This window comes from Arthrobacter sp. B2I5 (assembly GCF_030816735.1).
Taxonomy (GTDB): Bacteria; Actinomycetota; Actinomycetes; order Actinomycetales; family Micrococcaceae; genus Arthrobacter.
In genome coordinates, this window is sequence record NZ_JAUSYF010000001.1 from 984,650 (window position 1) to 1,001,690 (window position 17,041).

Annotated in this window: 18 protein-coding genes; 11 read left to right on the forward strand and 7 right to left on the reverse strand. The window is 67.2% G+C overall.

From position 1 onward, the window contains the following. Positions 1-8: 8 nt before the first annotated feature. A complete protein-coding gene (locus QFZ60_RS04690; protein WP_307088626.1) occupies positions 9-434 on the forward strand; it encodes a CBS domain-containing protein in 426 nt (141 codons plus the stop codon). 90 nt (positions 435-524) lie between these two features. On the opposite strand, the gene QFZ60_RS04695 is transcribed toward QFZ60_RS04690, so the two are convergent. Continuing rightward, positions 525-1,532, reverse strand: a complete 1,008-nt coding sequence (locus tag QFZ60_RS04695) for a LysM domain-containing protein (RefSeq protein ID WP_307088628.1) — start codon at positions 1,530-1,532, stop codon at positions 525-527. 457 nt (positions 1,533-1,989) lie between these two features. Between QFZ60_RS04695 and QFZ60_RS04700 the strand changes: the two genes are divergently transcribed. Continuing rightward, on the forward strand, positions 1,990-2,544 hold the full coding sequence (locus tag QFZ60_RS04700; RefSeq protein WP_307088630.1) for an acyl-CoA thioesterase: 555 nt from the start codon (positions 1,990-1,992) through the stop codon (positions 2,542-2,544). A 93-nt stretch (positions 2,545-2,637) separates the two neighbouring features. Next, positions 2,638-3,075, forward strand: coding sequence for a co-chaperone YbbN (locus QFZ60_RS04705; RefSeq protein WP_307088633.1), 438 nt, complete (start codon positions 2,638-2,640; stop codon positions 3,073-3,075). Positions 3,076-3,142: 67 nt separating this feature from the next. On the opposite strand, the gene QFZ60_RS04710 is transcribed toward QFZ60_RS04705, so the two are convergent. Continuing rightward, the gene (locus tag QFZ60_RS04710; RefSeq protein WP_142117307.1) at positions 3,143-3,421 is read right to left on the reverse strand and encodes a putative quinol monooxygenase; all 279 of its coding nucleotides are present in this window, start codon (positions 3,419-3,421) and stop codon (positions 3,143-3,145) included. 102 nt (positions 3,422-3,523) lie between these two features. Between QFZ60_RS04710 and QFZ60_RS04715 the strand changes: the two genes are divergently transcribed. Further along, positions 3,524-5,200, forward strand: a complete 1,677-nt coding sequence (locus QFZ60_RS04715; RefSeq protein ID WP_307088636.1) for an AMP-binding protein — start codon at positions 3,524-3,526, stop codon at positions 5,198-5,200. Here the strand turns inward: QFZ60_RS04715 and QFZ60_RS04720 are convergent, their stop codons facing one another. The 4 genes from QFZ60_RS04720 to QFZ60_RS04735 all read right to left on the reverse strand — a co-directional run bounded on the left by QFZ60_RS04720 (position 5,201) and on the right by QFZ60_RS04735 (position 8,902). Further along, positions 5,201-5,518, reverse strand: coding sequence for a hypothetical protein (locus QFZ60_RS04720; protein ID WP_307088638.1), 318 nt, complete (start codon positions 5,516-5,518; stop codon positions 5,201-5,203). 110 nt (positions 5,519-5,628) lie between these two features. Then, complete coding sequence (locus tag QFZ60_RS04725) at positions 5,629-7,059, reverse strand: hypothetical protein (protein ID WP_307088640.1); 1,431 nt, start codon at positions 7,057-7,059, stop codon at positions 5,629-5,631. A gap of 129 nt (positions 7,060-7,188) precedes the next feature. Further along, entirely contained in the window at positions 7,189-7,794 is a 606-nt protein-coding gene (locus QFZ60_RS04730; RefSeq protein ID WP_307088642.1) for a hypothetical protein, read from the reverse strand. A gap of 124 nt (positions 7,795-7,918) precedes the next feature. Further along, positions 7,919-8,902: a DNA-3-methyladenine glycosylase gene (locus QFZ60_RS04735; RefSeq protein ID WP_307088644.1), complete on the reverse strand. Its 984-nt coding sequence runs from the start codon at positions 8,900-8,902 to the stop codon at positions 7,919-7,921. Positions 8,903-9,090: 188 nt separating this feature from the next. Between QFZ60_RS04735 and QFZ60_RS04740 the strand changes: the two genes are divergently transcribed. After that, positions 9,091-9,495 carry a VOC family protein gene (locus QFZ60_RS04740; protein WP_307088646.1) on the forward strand — a complete coding sequence of 135 codons (405 nt, stop codon included), beginning with the start codon at positions 9,091-9,093 and terminating at the stop codon, positions 9,493-9,495. Between the two features lie 21 nt (positions 9,496-9,516). Here QFZ60_RS04740 and QFZ60_RS04745 read toward each other — a convergent pair whose 3' ends face one another. Next, entirely contained in the window at positions 9,517-10,704 is a 1,188-nt protein-coding gene (locus QFZ60_RS04745; protein ID WP_307088648.1) for an SLC13 family permease, read from the reverse strand. A 59-nt stretch (positions 10,705-10,763) separates the two neighbouring features. Between QFZ60_RS04745 and QFZ60_RS04750 the strand changes: the two genes are divergently transcribed. From QFZ60_RS04750 to QFZ60_RS04775, 6 genes are all read left to right on the forward strand, one after another. After that, entirely contained in the window at positions 10,764-12,149 is a 1,386-nt protein-coding gene (locus tag QFZ60_RS04750; protein ID WP_056329585.1) for a cystathionine beta-synthase, read from the forward strand. A gap of 27 nt (positions 12,150-12,176) precedes the next feature. Further along, complete coding sequence (locus tag QFZ60_RS04755; RefSeq protein WP_307088651.1) at positions 12,177-13,340, forward strand: cystathionine gamma-synthase; 1,164 nt, start codon at positions 12,177-12,179, stop codon at positions 13,338-13,340. Between the two features lie 112 nt (positions 13,341-13,452). Continuing rightward, a complete protein-coding gene (locus QFZ60_RS04760; RefSeq protein WP_142117298.1) occupies positions 13,453-13,959 on the forward strand; it encodes a helix-turn-helix domain-containing protein in 507 nt (168 codons plus the stop codon). Continuing rightward, positions 13,956-15,314 carry an MFS transporter gene (locus QFZ60_RS04765; protein WP_373427661.1) on the forward strand — a complete coding sequence of 453 codons (1,359 nt, stop codon included), beginning with the start codon at positions 13,956-13,958 and terminating at the stop codon, positions 15,312-15,314. The genes QFZ60_RS04760 and QFZ60_RS04765 overlap by 4 nt, the downstream gene beginning before the upstream one ends. 26 nt (positions 15,315-15,340) lie before the next feature. Beyond that, the gene (locus QFZ60_RS04770; RefSeq protein WP_307088654.1) at positions 15,341-16,111 is read left to right on the forward strand and encodes an SDR family oxidoreductase; all 771 of its coding nucleotides are present in this window, start codon (positions 15,341-15,343) and stop codon (positions 16,109-16,111) included. 45 nt (positions 16,112-16,156) lie between these two features. Beyond that, positions 16,157-16,954, forward strand: coding sequence for an alpha/beta fold hydrolase (locus tag QFZ60_RS04775; protein WP_307088657.1), 798 nt, complete (start codon positions 16,157-16,159; stop codon positions 16,952-16,954). Positions 16,955-17,041: the final 87 nt, after the last annotated feature.

Genomic DNA, 17,041 nt, shown 5'->3' on the forward strand with positions numbered 1-17,041 from the left:
AGGATTCAATGAGTGCTGTACGCGAATTCATGACCACGGATGCGAGATGTATCCGTGAAAGCGAGTCCCTTGTGGACGCCGCCCGGATGATGATGGACCTCGACTGCGGCGCCCTTCCCATCTGCGGGGATGACGGCAAGTTGAAGGGCATGATCACCGACCGCGACATTGTGCTCAAGTGCGTCGCCGCCGGCCGTGACCCGGGCCAGATGATGGCCCGCGACCTCGCCTCCGGCAAGCCGTACTGCGTCGACGCCGACGCCAATGTGGATGCAGCCATCGACATGATGGAAAAGCACCAGATCCGCCGGCTCCCGGTGATCTCCGACCACAAGCTCGTTGGCATCATCAGCCAGGGCGACATTGCACGCAACTACTCCGAACAGCGCGTGGGCGAACTGGTGGAACACATCTCCGAGCGCCACGGGGTGTAGCGGCGGCAGCGCAGCATGGCCTTGTCCGCGGATCCACCCCTTGAAGGTTCGGACCCGCGGACAAGCTTTGGAAATATCAGTTCACTGCATTCAGTTCAGGGCGATCAGGAGCATCTGGCTGGTGCCGGGGATGCAAGTCTGCAGGATCGCCCGGGGGAAGCCGCCGAACACCGCAATTACGTCGTTGGTGGTTCCGGGATTGGGGACTGTCCCGCGCCCCGTGACGGTAAAGGTTCCATAGCCCGGGATGCTGACCGTCTCACCCACGCCGATTCCGGAGAACCTGGCCCACCCGCCGCAGAAATCGTGCTCCGTGATGAAGAGCGAGTAGCCGTCGTTGGGCGTGTAGTGGATGGGCCCGATGCACGCGTCAACCATGGACTGGCCGCCGGAGCCTGCAACGTAAATGGTCCGGATTGCAGGTGCTGCGGGTACGAAAACCGGTGCCGGTGCCGGTGCCGCGGGAGCGGCTGCCGCGGCGGCAGGGGCAGGCGCCGCAGCCGGAGCCGGCGCAGGTGCGGCCACTGCTACGGGCGGGCCGTTCAGCAGGAGCGTTTGGCCAGGGTAGATGGTGCTGTAGGCGCCGAGCCCGTTTGCGGCGAGCATGGCGTTTATGTCCACGCCATGGCTGGCGGCGATCGCACCCACCGTGTCACCGGGCGCCACCGTGTACAGGTTGGGGTCACCGGCAGGCTCGGGGGCGGGTGCTGGTTCCGGCGCCGGTGCCGCCGGTGCTGGTTCGGCTGGAGCCGGGGCGGGGGCAGCCTCAGCTGCCGGCGCAGCAGCCTGTGCGGCGACCGCCGATACGGCACCCGGATTGGCGGATGCCCCGGCGTCCGTGGCGGGTTCGGCTGCGGCGCTTGGCGACGCCGGTGAGGCGGTCTCTGCCACCTGTGCAGCCGCCGTCGTACCTCCGCTGAAAGTAGCGGGTGCCGCCATTGCGCCCACGCCCACCGCGGCCACAACGGCCGCCGTGGCCATTCCGGCCCACAGCCTGTTGCTGATGACCGGCCGGCCGGTGTTGAGGTCGGTCCGCGGTTCGTCGGTGGCGAAGCTTCTGCTGGTGCCGTCGGGGGAGGGGTGGAAAGGCTGGCTCATGGAATTGGCCCATCTGGGTTCGGTCCAGCCCGGCTGTGCCGCTGCACGCCGGTGTGCCGGACGGATGGAGAAGTCATTGCACCGCCGGCCCCGGCAGCTGCCGGAGCCGCAGGCGGCACAGGTTGGAGGCATCCGCATACCCAGAAAATGCGGAACTCCGCGTGAAGGCAGGAACTTCCGGAAGCCACCCGGGGGACCTGCCAGTGCGTGTTGGTCCTAGGAATTTCGAGTCTAGGAACTGCCCCAAGGCCGGGGCACCAGTAGGAAATACCCGAGTTTCCGGGGCCGGTACCCGCCCTGTGGCAGCGAAGCTACTCAGCCGCCGGAGGGCCAATACTTGCCTGCTGCGTGCCATCGTCGGGCCCGGAACAGGCAGGCCCACCACCAGGCATGCGCCCGGAGTGACGGCAGGGGCAGAGTAGGCGGGGACCAAGTTACCGGCGGGTAACATGGGGGCATGCACCTGCTCCTGAGAACACTGCTCATGCTCGTCCGTTCCGCCCGGCGTCCACCGCTGACCGTATGGGACCCGTCATCCCTGCCGCTGCGTGTCCTGCCCACGGACATCGACATCGCCATGCACGTCAACAACGGCATGTACCTGTCCCTGATGGACCTGGGCCGGTTCGACCTCATGGTGCGCAGCGGCGTCTGGAAGCGGATGCGCCGCCGCGGCTGGACCCCGGTGGTGTCCGCGGAAACCATCTCCTTCCGCAAATCCCTCCAGCTGTGGCAGGACTACACGATCGAGACCAGGATCATCGGCCTGGACACCAAGGCGATCTTCTTTGAGCAGCGCATGGTGGCCGACGGCGAGATTTACGCACGTGCCTACATCGCCACCAGGCTGGTCACCAAGGCCGGCCCGGTCAGCCAGGAGGACATCATGGCCGAGTTCGGAGCCCCGCCCGCGGACCTGGTGCTCCCCGAATGGATCCACGAGTGGCGCGCCTCCAGTGCCCTCCCCGGCAGCCGCACACCCGCCCCGCACCTGTGGAATGCCAGCCGCTGAACCCGCGTGCCGGCGTCGTACTTCCCCCTATTCCCGATGACGCGGGGAGCGAACACGGGCGACAGCCGCGGCCGTGGCGCGTAGCGTAGACACATGGCTACCCTCGACATCACAGGTGAACAGTTCGCATCCACGATCGAAGGCAACGATATTGTCCTGGTCGATTTCTGGGCAGAATGGTGCGGTCCCTGCAAGCAGTTCGGCCCCACATACTCAGCAGTCTCGGAGAAGCATCCCGACGTCCTCTTCACCAAGGTGGACACCGAAGCCGAGCAGCAGCTCGCGGCGGAGGCAGGCATCACCTCCATCCCCACGCTGATGGCTTTCCGCGAAAAGGTGCTGGTGTTCTCGCAGCCCGGCGCGCTGAACGGCCAGCAGCTGGAACAGGTGGTGGACGCGGTGAAGGCACTGGACATGGACGAGGTCCACGCCCATGTGGCCCGCCAGCGTGAGGAAGCGGCCACCGCGGCCAGCCAGCCATCCGGCCCCCGCGACACCACCCAGGACGGCACCCAGATCCCCGATTTCTAAGACCCGCTATTAAACAGGAATGCGGGACCTCCCTCAGGAGGTCCCGCATTCTTGCGTTAAGGCTGCGTCAGACGCGTTCCACCTTGACCGGTTCGGCCAGCAGCGCGCTGAGCGACTCGTTCAGGTCCTGTACGGCGGTGCCCTTGGAGTGCTTGTCCAGGTCCTCCTCGGACGCCCACTGTTCGGTGAGGACCAGCTTTTCCTCCGTGGCTTCGGTCAGCTCGTAACGGATGCAGCCTTGCTCGTTCACCACCTCATCGATCGCGATTTCCAGGGCCAGCTTGACGCGGAAGAATTCGCCTTCGTTGGGGATGAACGTTGCTATCAGATCAATGGGTGCACTCATGGATTTCACAATACCGGGGCTGCGCGGCCGCCCGGTTGTGTTGCGGCCGTTTCCCCGCCTGTCTTCCTTCTCCTGCCGGGATCCTGTTGGTAGCGTGCCTTCATGCGTGCTTATACAGCCGGGGACACTGACGTCCCGCTCCTGGAGGAAACCATTGGCGCGAACTTTGAGCGCGTGGCCGCGCAGTTCCCCCTCCACGACGCCCTGATTGAGGCCGCGCCGGTGCCGGGCGCGGACGCCCGCCGCTGGAGCTATACCAAGATGAACGACGACGTCGACCGGCTGGCGCGTGCGCTCCTCGCCCTGGGCATCGCCAAGGGTGAGCGGGTGGGCATCTGGAGCCCCAACTGCGCCGAATGGACGCTGCTGCAGTACGCCACCGCCAAGGCCGGCGCTATCCTGGTCAACGTCAATCCGGCCTACCGCAGCCACGAACTCGAATTCGTGGTCAAGCAGAATGGCATGCGCATGCTGTTCACGGCGCCGTCGGACGCCAACAGCGACTACGTGGCCATGGCACGGCAGGCCCTGCTCACCTGCCCGGACCTGCGGGAACTCGTCTTCCTCCCGGACCACGGCCTGCACGGGCTGACGGCCGGCAGCCCCCAAAGCGATGCCGAACTGACGTACACCGAGCTGCTCAGGCGCGCGGACGACGTCGGCCATGCCGCCCTGAAGGCCCGCATGGCCGAACTCCACCCGCACGATCCCATCAACCTGCAGTACACCTCCGGCACCACCGGATTTCCCAAAGGTGCCACGCTCACGCACCACAACATCCTGAACAACGGCTACGCCATCGGCGAGCTGCTGGGGTACACCGAACGGGACCGCGTGGTCATCCCCGTCCCGTTTTACCACTGCTTCGGCATGGTCATCGGCAACCTCAATGCCCTCAGCCACGGAGCTGCCACCATCATCCCGGGCCGCGGTTTCTCGCCTGCCGCCGCGCTGGAGGCAGTGCAGGACTTCGCCGGGACCTCCCTCTACGGGGTTCCTACCATGTTCATTGCCGAGCTCGCGTTGCCGGACTTCGGCTCCTATGACCTGTCCACGCTCCGCACCGGGGTGATGGCGGGCTCGCTGTGCCCCATCGAGGTGATGAACCGGGTGATTTCGGAGATGCACATGGTGGATGTGGCCATCTGCTACGGCATGACCGAGACCTCGCCCGTCTCCACCATGACCCGCAAGGGGGACACCCTCCAGCAGCGCACGGAGACCGTGGGCAGGACCATGCCGCAGCTGGAGAGCCGGATCGTGGACCCTGCCACCGGGGAGGAACTGGAGCGCGGGCAGATCGGCGAGCTCTGCACCCGTGGTTATGCCGTGATGGCAGGGTACTGGAACCAGCCGGACAAGACGGCCGAGGCGATCGACGCCGACGGATGGATGCACACCGGCGACCTTGCCCGGATGGACGACGACGGATACGTGGTGGTGGAGGGCCGGATCAAGGACATGGTGATCCGGGGCGGCGAAAACATCTACCCGCGCGAAATCGAGGAGTTCCTGTACACGCACCCCGACATCCAGGACGTGCAGGTGATCGGGGTCCCGGATGCCAGGTTCGGCGAGGAGCTGATGGCCTGCATCATCCTCAAGCCAGGGGCCGGTCCGCTGGACGCCCAGGCCTTGGCCGAGTACTGCCGGGGGCGGCTGGCTCACTACAAGATCCCGCGCTACGTGGAAGTCCGCGAGAGTTTTCCCATGACGGTCTCGGGAAAGATCCGCAAGGTCCAGATGCGCGAGGAAGCAGTGGCCCGGCTGGGGCTCTGACTACCCGGGCTGCTGCACGAGGTCGAACAGCACTTCACCGTCGCAGATCGAGGTGATCCTGACGGTGTAGCCGTCAAAGGTGGCTTCCTGGCCCACTGCGAGGCCGGGGAACTCCTGGGACGCCGGACTGCCGCTCCCGAAGAGGACAACAGAAAGGTCCGCAGTCGCTGGTTCCGCCTTCAGGTGGGTGCTGGACAACCGCACCAGAGGCGTGGCGTCGGCGCCGCCGGGGGATACCGGAAGCAGCGGGAACGAGCCGTTGACAGAGGGAACGATGCGGTAGGAACCGGTATTGGTGCAGCTGGCGCTTTGGGTCATATCCGGGTCTTTCGTGGCGTCGGGGGAACTGGGGGCCGGGGTGGAACAGGCCGCCAGGAGCAGGAGCGCTGGCATGAAGACCCAGGCGGCTGTCCGCAGCGGTTGAGGTTTCAATTAGTCACCGTCGCATCGCTGAAGAGGCGGCGGAAGTCCTCCTTGGAGACGGCCATGGAGGGCTCGAATGCGCCCCATGGGTTCTGCAGGATGATATTTCCCCGTTCATCGGTTCCCCTGACAAAGTACGCGTGGTTGGCGCGGTAACCGGCCGGAGCCCCGTTAGGTGTCTCGCCCAGTGTCGTCACCAGGGCTGGTTTGCCTCCGGAGGCTGCACCCCACAGCACGTCCGCATCCCGGGTCCGCTCGACGTCCGGTCCCGCAAGGTATTGGAACGCGTCCGGACCCCAGTTGCCTTCGATGGCCCGGTAGTTGCCCGCCGGGTAGGCTTCATCCGGGGGCGCCCCCTCCTTGGTGCCGTCGTTGTTGCCGTCCTCGGTGTAGACCTGTGCCAGCGCTTTCTCGAGATAGGCCGGCCAGTTTCCGCCGAAACCCCCTTTGGCGCCCATCTGCCCGCCGTTGCTGTTCGCCGGCAAGTCTGAGGTGACTGTTACCCACTGCTCGTGTCCGTTCTTGTCGAACAGCAGAACGGAAACGGTCCCGTTCCCGTTGTCCGTGACGTGCTCGCGGGCCCAGCCGGAATCGGCATTGACCATGGCACCGGCGGCTGCAAGGACCACGCAGTCGCCGTACCGCCCCTGGGTGATGTCATCCGGGCCGGGGCGCTCACCGATCACCGGGAAGCGCGGCTGCATCCACCGGTTTAGAGTGCTCGGGTCCGGACCTCCAGGCCGGGCGGCGTCGCCCATTGCCGTTCCGTCCGGCTGCGCCCACGGAATGAGGTCTTGCAGTCTGTGCACCTGCTCCGGTGAGGCCTTGGATAACAGCTGGTCCAGCAGTTGCTGCCGTTCGAAAGGGGTGGTTCCCTCGTAATTAAACCAACCCTTGCCGTCGCCGGCGGCACCGGAACCGAGGTTGCGGAGTTCGTCATCGGACAGCGATGCCAGCAGCTGATTCAGCTGCGCGGGCTTCAGTGCAGTCAGAGCCTCACGCAGCCCATTGACGTCGGCATCATTGCCCGCGAGGAAGTTGCCGCCGGACGCAGCAGAACCGACCATGTTGCCGAGCCGGTCGAGGTCCGCGGGCGTCAGGTTGGGTTCTCCGCGGTCCGGATGGCGCGGGATGGAGTGGTCTTCGCCAAGGAAGCTGATGTTCCCTGCCCCTTTGCGGGCGTCGGGCGCTGATGTACTGGTGCTGCCTGCCGCGTCACGGGCGCCGCTGGCGAGCTCCTGCTCGTCCGCGTGCCGTGCTGCTGCTCGTCCTGCCTCAGCCAGCGCCTCAATGACTTTGCCCAGCAGGAGGCTGTGAGTGCCGTCCCAGTCGCTGCGGAATCTCTCGGCGTCGGAGCCTTTCCAGCGGCTTGCGTCGCGCACGTCCCTGGAAAGCGCCGCCCTGGTGGATGTGAGGCGGGTTGAGGAGGCTGTCAAAGCCTTTCCCAACGCACGGAGTTGGGCGACGTCCGACCCATAAATGCCTGCCACGGTTCCCCCATATCAGTCCAAGCTTCCAACAGCCTATGCGAAGGGAGCAAAGGGCTCGATGGGGAGAACTGCCCGTCAGCTCTTGCCGCTGTCCGAGGTTGGACGGCGTGACGCCCGGGCCGCCACAAGGGCCACCAGGACGGCTGCGGCGAGCCCGGCTGCAGTCAGGAGACGGCGTGAAGCGCCTGCAGCCGGCGCAAGGACACGGAACGCGCCCCGCCGTTGGTGCCCCGGACCAGTAGTAGTGACTTCGTCCGGGGAAAGCTTCCATTCGTCCGGCGCGGGAAAAATTCCGGCGGGCAGCTTCTCCTGCTGGAGTTCCCGCGCGGAGGCGAGCCGTTCCCGGACGTCATCATTTGGCGCGGGCACCACCGCGTCGGCCGCCACAGCGGCGGAGAGGTCCACAATGTAGGGCTCGCCGTAGAACGCGGACGAAGCCACCGACTCCACCCAGGTTCCGGGCGGCGGTTCCACCCCGTGGCGGGAAAAGGCGGCAAGCAGCATCTCCCGGATCTCCTCCAGGCTCTTGCCCTCGGCGTCCCGGGTGACCTCGAAGATGGCCAGCTGGAGCTGCACCTTCTCATCCGCCATTGGGTCCGAAGCGGCCGGATCCTGCCGCGCCGGATCCATGTCGTCCGGCCGGGCGCCGGCCTGGTTCGTGCTGCCTGGATTGGTGCTCATGGGTATCCCCTCCGTCATGGTGGAGCCGTCCGCCTGGCCAGCGGCCCTTACATGTGGCCGTACCCATTCCTGTGCAGATCAAGCGACGGGGCTCCAATGGCCGACCCGGCGCAGGATACCCGGCTCAGTGCCCTCGATGGTCCTGGATGGTCATCCGCGGGCCGAAGGTGGGTTTCCGGAAGCCGGTGGACTGGATCATCCGGACCACGCGCTGCCGGTGCCCCCGCCAGGGTTCCAGCAACCGGAGCATGCCGGCGTCGTCCGTCCTGCGCCCGGTCAGCGCCGCACCCACGTAGGCGGCGAGGTGGTAGTCGCCCACCGAAATCGAGTCCGGGCAGCCGTGGGTTCGCTGCACCACCTCCGCAGCGGTCCAGACCCCGATCCCTGGAATGGCCTGCATCATCCGGGCAGCGTCCGCGGCCGGCAGCGCCGCAAGCCGTTCCAGCGCGACGGCGGAGTGCAGCGCCCGCATGACGGTTGCCGAACGCTGTGGTCCCACGCCGGCCTTGTGCCACTCCCAGCTGGGAACCTGCAGCCATTGGGCTGCCGTGGGGGCCACCACCAGCCCGGCCGGGGTGGATGTTCCGGCCGGGGGAGCCGGGGTGCCGTAGCGGTGCACCAGGTAGCGGTAGGCACGCCGCGCCTCAATGACCGTCACCTTCTGCTCCAGGATGATCGGGACCAGCTGGTCCACCATTCGGCCGCTCGAAGGCAGCCGGACCGCCAGGCTCCGCCGCCGGGCCTCCCGGACCATCCGGGGCAACGTGGCATGGAAGGACGGTTCGTCGAAACCCCGCCAGTCGTCGTCGGCACCCAGGAGCCTAGGCGCAGCCTCGGCAGCGGCAGCGGCGCCGGGGCCCCACGCCTGGATGTCCACCAGGGGCCCGCCTGCTTCGCCGCCCGCCGGGGCGAGCCGCACTGTTGCCGGGCCGGCCGACGTCGTAAACGCATTCCAGATGACATCGCCCTGCACACAGAACGAAGGATCGCTGTTGCCGCGCAGGAGCGGCCCAAGGGTCCGGGAAAGGCTGTAAGGGGCCTCCGGATACCACCGCAGGGACACGTCCGCCGCGGCTGCCAGCCGGGGAGGTGCCTCTGCGATCGTCATGTCTTCCATCGTCCCACGGAGCACTGACAGCGGCGCGACATCCGGCCTGCCGGTAAGCCGGCCACGAGGTGGAAAATTGGGCGGAAGGAAAGGCAGAACGGCCCTAATCCAGCGGGCGGGCAAACCCTAGAATCCACTCCGTGGTGCGCAACCAATTGGGCGCACCCCGACGCGGCAGGAGGACCACGATGGGCGGAGTAGTACATTTTGAGATCCCGGCGGATGACCGGGAGAGGGCGAGGAAGTTTTACCAGGAAGCGCTGGACTGGCGGATAGAACCGGTGCCGGGGATGGACTACAGCATGGTCATCACCGCGGATATGGACGACAACGGCCAGCCGGTGGCTGCCGGCGCCATCAACGGCGGAATGATGGCCAGGGAGGGGCAGATCACCCACCCGGTCATCACCGTGGACGTCCCGGACATCAACGCGACGCTGAAGAGGGTTGAGCAGCTGGGCGGGTCGGTGGTCATACCCAAAAACGAGATTCCCGGCATGGGCTACACGGCCTACTTCAAGGATTCCGAGGGCAACGTGATGGGGCTTTGGGAGAACTTGCCAGCTGAAGGGGAACCAGGCCAGGGCGCCTGACAGCCGTGGCTGCCGGCCGAGTCACGCCATCCCGGAGACCAGCCAGAGCGCCAGGACGGCCAGCGGTACCGTCAGCAGTACGGCCACCAGGCCTGCCAGGGCGAACCCGCCCCACCTGATGGGGACGTTGAGTACCCGCAGCCGCTCATGCCACAGCAGCGTGGCCAGCGAGGCCCACGGGGTCACCAGCGGGCCCAGGTTCACCCCGATCAGCAGGGCGGCAAGCCTTGCCGGTGATCCTGCCACCGGTTCCAGGGCAAGGTAGGCGGGGAGGTTGTTGGCGGCGTTGGCAGCGCCTGCCCCCAGCCCGGCCAGCTGCAGGAGTGCAGGCAGGCCCTCGCCGGAACCGGCCACACCCGCCAGCAGGGAGGTCAGGCCGTGGGCGTGCAGTGCTTCCATGAGCATGAACAGGCCCACCGTCAGCATCAGTGGCCGCCAGGGGACCATGGACCACCGCAGGACGGACGGCCGGCGTCGGAGGAAGACCACCAGGAGGACGGCGGCTGCCGCCAATGCCGGGTACTGCACCGGAACGCCGGACACCAGGGCGGGCAGCAGGACCAGAAGCGTGAGCGCAGCAACTTTCAGCAGGGTGCGGTCACGGACGGGATGCGCAGGCTGCGGCCCGTAGGTTCCGCGGAGGTCGCGCCGGAACGCCAGCCACAAAAGCAGAAGCGGGACCAGCAGGCCAACCAGGGCAGGGGCCCACACCAGCCCCGCAAAACGCCACGGGCTCAACCCCAGCCGGTCCTGGGCCAGGAGGTTGGTGAGGTTGGAAACCGGAAGCAGCAGGGACGCGGTGTTGGCCAGCCAGATGCTGGTCAACGCGAACGGCAGCGGCGGGATCCGGGCATGGACGGCCAGGAGGACCACCACGGGCGTCACCAGCACCGCGGTCGTGTCCAGGGACAGGAATACGGTGGACCCCGTGGCCACTGCCACCACCAGGAGCCACAGCTGGAAAACCCGGCCCCTGCCCAGGGCGGCCAGCCTGTCCGTCACCACCCGGAACAGGCCTGCCTCGTCCACCAGTTCGGTGACCAGGGACATGGCCAGCACGAAGGCAAGGATGGGAATGGTCCGCGAAGCGAGTTCGCCGAAGGCGAGAAGGGGGAGCACGCCCAGGGCAAGGATGGCCATGCCTGCCGCCAGGGCGGCGCCGGGCAGCAGGTAGCTCCGGGCGGCTTTGAGCCATGCGAACTGCTTCACCGGCCTATCCTCGCATCCCGGGCAGGGAGCGCCGCGCAGGAAGCGGTAGCTTTGTACCTATGAAGTACGCCCAGTCCATCCTGGACCTCATCGGCAACACCCCGCTCATCAAACTCAACCACGTGACCGAAGGCATCAAAGCCACTGTCCTGGTCAAACTTGAGTACCTGAACCCGGGCGGATCCATCAAGGACCGCATCGCGGCGCAGATGATTGAGGACGCCGAACGCGAGGGCAAGCTGAAGCCCGGCGGCACCATTGTGGAGCCCACCTCCGGCAACACCGGGGTGGGCCTGGCCCTGGTGGCGCAGCAGAAGGGCTACAAGTGCATCTTCGTGGTCCCAGACAAGGTGGGCGAGGACAAGCGTGCCGTGCTGCAGGCGTATGGTGCGGAAGTGGTGGTCACGCCCACGTCCGTCCCGCCGGACAGCCCGCAGAGCTACTACGGTGTTTCGGACCGGATCACCCGGGAGACCCCGGGCGCCTATAAGCCGGACCAGTTCTCCAACCCGGCCGCACCGGGGAGCCACTACAAGACCACCGGCCCGGAGATCTGGCGGGATACGGACGGCTTGGTCACGCACTGCGTCATTGGCGCCGGCACGGGCGGCACCATCACCGGCACCGGCCGGTACCTCAAGGAGGTCTCGGCGGACCGGCCGGAGTCCGACGGCGGCGTGGTCCGGATCATCGGCGCGGATCCCGCTGGCTCGGTCTATTCAGGCGGCACTGGACGGCCTTACTTCGTGGAGGGCGTCGGCGAGGACATGTGGCCGGCCAACTACGACAAGACCATCCCGGACGAAGTGATCGCCGTCAGCGACGCCGATTCCTTTGCCATGACCCGCCGCCTTGCCCGGGAAGAGGGGCTGCTGGTGGGCGGTTCCTCCGGGATGGCCGTAGTAGCCGCACTCCAGGCGGCGCGGGACCTGCCGGAAAGCGCCGTCGTCGTGGTCATCCTCCCCGACTCCGGACGCGGTTACCTGGCCAAGATCTTCAACGACCAGTGGATGCGCTCCTACGGTTTCCTCTCCGGCGGTGAGGAGACCTCGGTGGGGGAGGTCATCAAGTCCAAGAACGGCGAACTGCCGGACCTGGTCCACATCCACCCCAACGAGTCGGTCCGCGACGTCATCAACATCATGAACGAGTTCGGCGTCAGCCACATCCCGGTGCTGTCGCAGGAACCGCCCGTGGTCATGGGCGAGGTCCTCGGCGCAGTGGATGAGCGCACGCTGACCGCCAAGCTGTTCCGCGGCGAAGCCAAGCTGACGGACAAGATCTCCGAGCACATGGGACCCAAGCTGCCCGTCATCGGATCGCTGGAAACCATCTCCGCCGCCAGGGAACTGCTGTCCGACACGGACACCCTGATGGTTACGTTCGTGGGTGCGCCCGTTGGCATCCTCACCCGGCACGACCTGCTGGCCTACCTCAGCAACTGATTCTGCGTTACCCGTAAAGGAGCACCCATGCCTGCCTCTGAAAACCAAGGTTTCAACACCCGCGCCGTCCACGCGGGCCAGGAGTTTGAGCCCCGCACCGGGGCCGTGGTGCCGCCGCTGCACTTCAGCTCCACCTACGCCCAGGACGGGATCGGCGGCCTGCGCAGCGGCTACGAATACGGGCGCGGTGGGAACCCCACCAGGGACGCGCTGCAGGTACAGCTCGCGGCGCTGGAACTGGGGACCCACGCCTACAGCTTCAGCTCCGGCCTGGCCGCGGAGGACGCCCTCATCCGCGCTCTCACCCGCCCCGGCGACCACATCGTGCTGGGCAACGACGCCTACGGAGGAACCTACCGGCTGATCAGCCGGGTGCTCGGCGACTGGGGAATCGGCAACACCCCCGTGGACATGGCCAACCTGGACATGGTCCGCGACGCCGTGGCCTCCCACAAGACCCGCTTCCTGTGGGTGGAGACGCCCTCCAACCCGCTGATGAAGATCACCGACATCGCGGCGCTCGCGGACATAGCGCACGACGCCGGGGCACTCCTGGTGGTGGACAACACCTTCGCGTCCCCCTACCTGCAGACCCCGCTCGCCCTGGGTGCCGACGTCGTGGTCCACTCCACCACCAAGTACATCGGCGGCCACTCTGACGTGGTGGGCGGTGCCGTGGTGGTCAAGGACGCGGAACTGGCCGACAAGATCGGCTTCGTCCAGTTCGCCGTGGGCGCCGTGTCCGGCCCGATGGATGCCTTCCTGACCACGCGCGGCCTGAAGACCCTGGGCGTCCGCATGGACCGGCACAGCGAGAACGGCCAGGCCGTGGCCGAGTGGCTGCTGGAACGCCCGGAGGTGGAGGCCGTCCTGTATCCGGGCCTGCCCACCCACCCCGGCTACGAGCTCGCCAAAAAGCAGATGCGGAAGTTCGGCGGCATGGTCTCGGTGCAGTTCAAGGGCGGTGAGGCGGCGGCCCGGAAGGTGGCGGAGTCCACGTCCGTGTTCACCCTCGCGGAGTCCCTGGGCGGCATCGAGTCCCTCATGAACTACCCCTCCGAAATGACCCACGCCTCAGTCAAGGGCACCGAGCTGGCCGTCCCGGTCAACCTGCTCCGGCTGTCCTGCGGCATCGAGGACGTGGAGGACCTGATCGCCGACCTGGACCAGGCCTTCTCCGCCATCCCGTAATCCACCCCCGCGAGATGACACTTCGCGGCAATGTTCACAGCCCGGACTGCCGTTAAGTGCTATCTCGCGCAGGGTATGGCTTTCTTGAAAGAAGCCAGCTAGGGTTTTCCCTATGCCTCTTCGCTCCGACTGGTCCCAACGCAGCTGCAGCATGGCCCGCGGCCTGGACATCCTCGGCGACCCCTGGTCCATCCTGGTGCTGCGCGAGGTGTTCTTCGGAAACGGCCGCTTCGACGCCATGAAAAACCGGCTGGAGGTGGCGGACTCGGTGCTCACCAAACGCCTGGCAGGCCTGGTGGAGTCCGGGCTGCTGGCCAGGAAGGCATACGACGACGGCGGCCGCACACGCCACGAGTACGTGCTCACTCCCAAGGGTGAGGACGCGCTCCCGGTCCTGAACGCGGTCACCATCTGGGCCGAAAAGCACCTGCCCGCGCCCTCGGACCAGGCGCACCTGTACGTGATCCACACCGGCTGCGGGGAACCCACCACCTCGGCGGACACCTGCACCCGGTGTGGCGAACGGCTGACGGCGGCCAACACCAGCTGGCACAGCCGGTCCAGGTCCGACCAGCCCATCCCGTTATCCACCGCATCGGGGACGGGAGCGGTTTCGTGAGCACCCTGCCCGAAGAAACAGCCGACATTCCAGCTGTGGCGGCCGCCTCGCAGCGTCCGGGCCCGCGCCGGCGCCTGCACCCGGCCTGGATCGTTGCCGCCGTTGCCTTCCTTGCCCTGGTGGGAGCAGCCGGATTCCGGGCGGCCCCGGGCGTCCTCATGGTTCCGCTCCAGCAGGAGTTCGGCTGGTCCACCACGGTCCTCTCGGCAGCCGTCAGCATCAACCTGGTGCTCTTCGGCCTCACGGCCCCGTTCGCCGCCGCCCTGATGGAACGGTTCGGCATCCGGGCTGTCACGGCAACGGCCCTGGTGCTGATCGGTGCCGGCAGCGCCCTGACCGTGCTGGTGAACCAGTCCTGGCAGATCCTGCTGACGTGGGGCCTGCTGATCGGGCTCGGGACCGGCTCCATGGCGCTGGTCTTCGCCGCCACCATAGCCAACAACTGGTTTGCGAAAAGCCGGGGACTGGTCATCGGCATCCTAACCGCCGGCAGCGCCGCCGGCCAGTTGGTTTTCCTGCCCTTCATCGCCCTCCTCGCGCAGGATCCGGGGTGGCGCCAGGCTTCCCTGCTGATCGCCGCCGGCGCGCTCGCCGTGGTCCCGCTGGTGCTGAAGTTCCTCAGGAACTCACCCGCCGACGCCGGAGTGCTGCCGTATGGCGCAGACGAGCTTGCCGCTGAAGTGCAGGACGGTTCCACAAACGCGCCGGGCGATGGCCGGCGCAGCAACGCCGCCGTCCGGGCCGTCCAGGTCCTCAAGCGGGCCAGCAGGGTACGCACGTTCTGGGCGCTCGCGGCCGGATTCGCCATCTGCGGCGCCACCACCAACGGCCTGATCGGCACCCACTTCATCCCCTCCGCCCATGACCACGGCATGCCCGAAACCACCGCCGCGGGGCTGCTCGCCGTCGTCGGAATTTTCGACATCATCGGGACCATCGCCTCAGGCTGGCTGACCGACCGCTTCAACCCCCGTGTCCTGCTGGCCGTCTACTACCAGTTCCGCGGCATCGGCCTGCTGGTGCTCCCGCTGCTGCTGAACGTCGAGGTGCAGCCCAGCATCATCGTGTTCGTCGTGATCTACGGCCTGGACTGGGTGGCCACGGTTCCCCCCACGGCCGCCATCTGCCGCGAAACGTTCGGCGCTGACGGCAGCGTGGTCTTCGGCTGGGTCTTCGCGGCCCACCAACTGGGCGCCGCCGCGGCCGCCATCGCCGCCGGCGCCCTGCGGGACGCCACCGGCCACTACACCTACGCCTGGCTCGGGGCAGCCGCCATGTGCACCATTGCCGCGGTCATCAGTGCCACCATCCGCCGGAACCACAGTTCGCGGGAAGCGGAGCCGGCAGCGGCCTGAAGCAGGCCCCCCGTTAGGCTGGTCCGATGGAACCCGTCACACCCGTCCCTGCCCGCCCCGTTGCCCTGGTCACCGGTGTGGGGCGGCTGGCGGGCATCGGTGCCGGCATTGCCCGGCAGCTCGCCGCGGACGGGTGGGACCTGGCGCTGTCCTACTGGGCCGACTACGACGCCCGTATGCCGTGGGGGAGCGAACCCGAGGACGTGGTTCGCCTCACCGCCGAGCTGGAGGCCATCGGCGCCAAGGTCCATGTCCTGTCAGCCGATCTCCAGGATCCCGGCGTCCCGGACCGTCTCGTGGCAGAGGCCGCGCAGCTGGCTGGCCCGTTGCAGGGCTTGGTGCTCAGCCACGCGGAGTCGGTGGATTCAGGCGTGCTGGACACCAGCGTGGAGTCCTTTGACCGGCACTTCGCGGTGAACACCCGCGCCAGCTGGCAGCTGATCGCCGCCTTTGCACGGCAGGCAACGGACGACGGCGGCGCGGTCGTTGCGCTGACCAGTGACCACACAGCGTTCAACCTTCCCTACGGCGCCTCGAAGGGGGCGCTGGACAGGATCGTGATTGCCGCGGCCCGCGAGCTGGGTCCGCAGGGGATCTCCGCGAACGTGCTCAACCCGGGGCCGGTGGATACCGGCTGGATGACCCCGGAGATCCGCGCGGAGCTCACCGCGCGCCAGCCCACCGGCAGGCTGGGCACCCCGGCCGACGTCGCCGGGACCGTGGCGTTCCTCCTGTCCCCGGCCGGCCGGTGGGTGTCCGGGCAGCTGATCAAGGCGGACGGCGGCTTCTCGGCATGATGCCTTCCGTAGGCAACAGGGTTTCGCAGCCCTACAATCGCGGATATGGACGCCGTTGAGGTAGCCGGACTCAGGATTGCCTACCGGCGGGTGGGCAGCGGGCCACCGCTGGTCCTCTTCCACGGCGCCGGCGAGGACAGCAGGATTTGGCGGCACCAGCTGGAGGACCTTTGCCGGGACTTCACCGTGATCGCCTGGGATGCCCCCGGATGCGGGCAGTCCGATGACCCTGCACCCGACCTCTCCGCCCGCGACCTGGGACTGCTTGCCGCCGGCTTCATAGAGGAAGCTGCGGGCGGGAAGGGAAAGCCGCACATCCTTGGAGTGTCCTGGGGTTCCATCGTGGCGCTGGAGCTGTTCAAAGGGTACCCGGAGATCCCTGCATCATTGCTGCTGGTATCGGCATACGCCGGCTGGGCAGGATCGCTGCCGCCGGAGGAAGTGGACCGCCGGATGGCCATGGTGGAAGCGGAGATCGGCGAGCCGCCGGGGAAGTTTGTCCACGAGTGGCTGCCCACCCTCCTCACGAAAGCCGCGGACCCCGCAGTGGTGGCCGAAGTCGCCGCCGTGATGCTTGATGTCCGTCCGGCAAGCCTGCGGGCACTGCTAAGCGCCAGCGGACGCGCGGACTACCGCAGCGTCCTGCCAACGATTGCTGTTCCCACACTTTTGATTTACGGCGAGGAGGACCAGCGCGCACCGCTGCCGGTGGCGAGGGAACTGCACCGGCAGATTCCCGGGGCGGCGCTGACGGTGATTCCCGGCGCCGGACATCTGGTGTTCGCCGAAGCGCCGGAGCCCTTCAACACCGAGGTCCGGCGCTTCCTGCAGGGTCTCGCCTGAGGCGCACCCAGTCCCACCCAACTAGGTAGCAGTTGATGTCGTTTTGAGCCCCCAAAACGACATCAACTGCTACCTAGTTGGGTTGGG

Coding starts and splice junctions, on each gene's coding strand:
- QFZ60_RS04715 (WP_307088636.1), top strand. CDS start 3,524: ATGCGTGCTTATACAGCCGGGGACACTGACGTCCCGCTCCTGGAGGAA.
- QFZ60_RS04740 (WP_307088646.1), top strand. CDS start 9,091: ATGGGCGGAGTAGTACATTTTGAGATCCCGGCGGATGACCGGGAGAGG.
- QFZ60_RS04690 (WP_307088626.1), top strand. CDS start 9: ATGAGTGCTGTACGCGAATTCATGACCACGGATGCGAGATGTATCCGT.
- QFZ60_RS04700 (WP_307088630.1), top strand. CDS start 1,990: ATGCACCTGCTCCTGAGAACACTGCTCATGCTCGTCCGTTCCGCCCGG.
- QFZ60_RS04760 (WP_142117298.1), top strand. CDS start 13,453: ATGCCTCTTCGCTCCGACTGGTCCCAACGCAGCTGCAGCATGGCCCGC.
- QFZ60_RS04750 (WP_056329585.1), top strand. CDS start 10,764: ATGAAGTACGCCCAGTCCATCCTGGACCTCATCGGCAACACCCCGCTC.
- QFZ60_RS04720 (WP_307088638.1), bottom strand. CDS start 5,518: ATGACCCAAAGCGCCAGCTGCACCAATACCGGTTCCTACCGCATCGTT.
- QFZ60_RS04770 (WP_307088654.1), top strand. CDS start 15,341: ATGGAACCCGTCACACCCGTCCCTGCCCGCCCCGTTGCCCTGGTCACC.
- QFZ60_RS04735 (WP_307088644.1), bottom strand. CDS start 8,902: ATGACGATCGCAGAGGCACCTCCCCGGCTGGCAGCCGCGGCGGACGTG.
- QFZ60_RS04730 (WP_307088642.1), bottom strand. CDS start 7,794: ATGAGCACCAATCCAGGCAGCACGAACCAGGCCGGCGCCCGGCCGGAC.
- QFZ60_RS04775 (WP_307088657.1), top strand. CDS start 16,157: ATGGACGCCGTTGAGGTAGCCGGACTCAGGATTGCCTACCGGCGGGTG.
- QFZ60_RS04705 (WP_307088633.1), top strand. CDS start 2,638: ATGGCTACCCTCGACATCACAGGTGAACAGTTCGCATCCACGATCGAA.
- QFZ60_RS04710 (WP_142117307.1), bottom strand. CDS start 3,421: ATGAGTGCACCCATTGATCTGATAGCAACGTTCATCCCCAACGAAGGC.
- QFZ60_RS04755 (WP_307088651.1), top strand. CDS start 12,177: ATGCCTGCCTCTGAAAACCAAGGTTTCAACACCCGCGCCGTCCACGCG.
- QFZ60_RS04695 (WP_307088628.1), bottom strand. CDS start 1,532: ATGAGCCAGCCTTTCCACCCCTCCCCCGACGGCACCAGCAGAAGCTTC.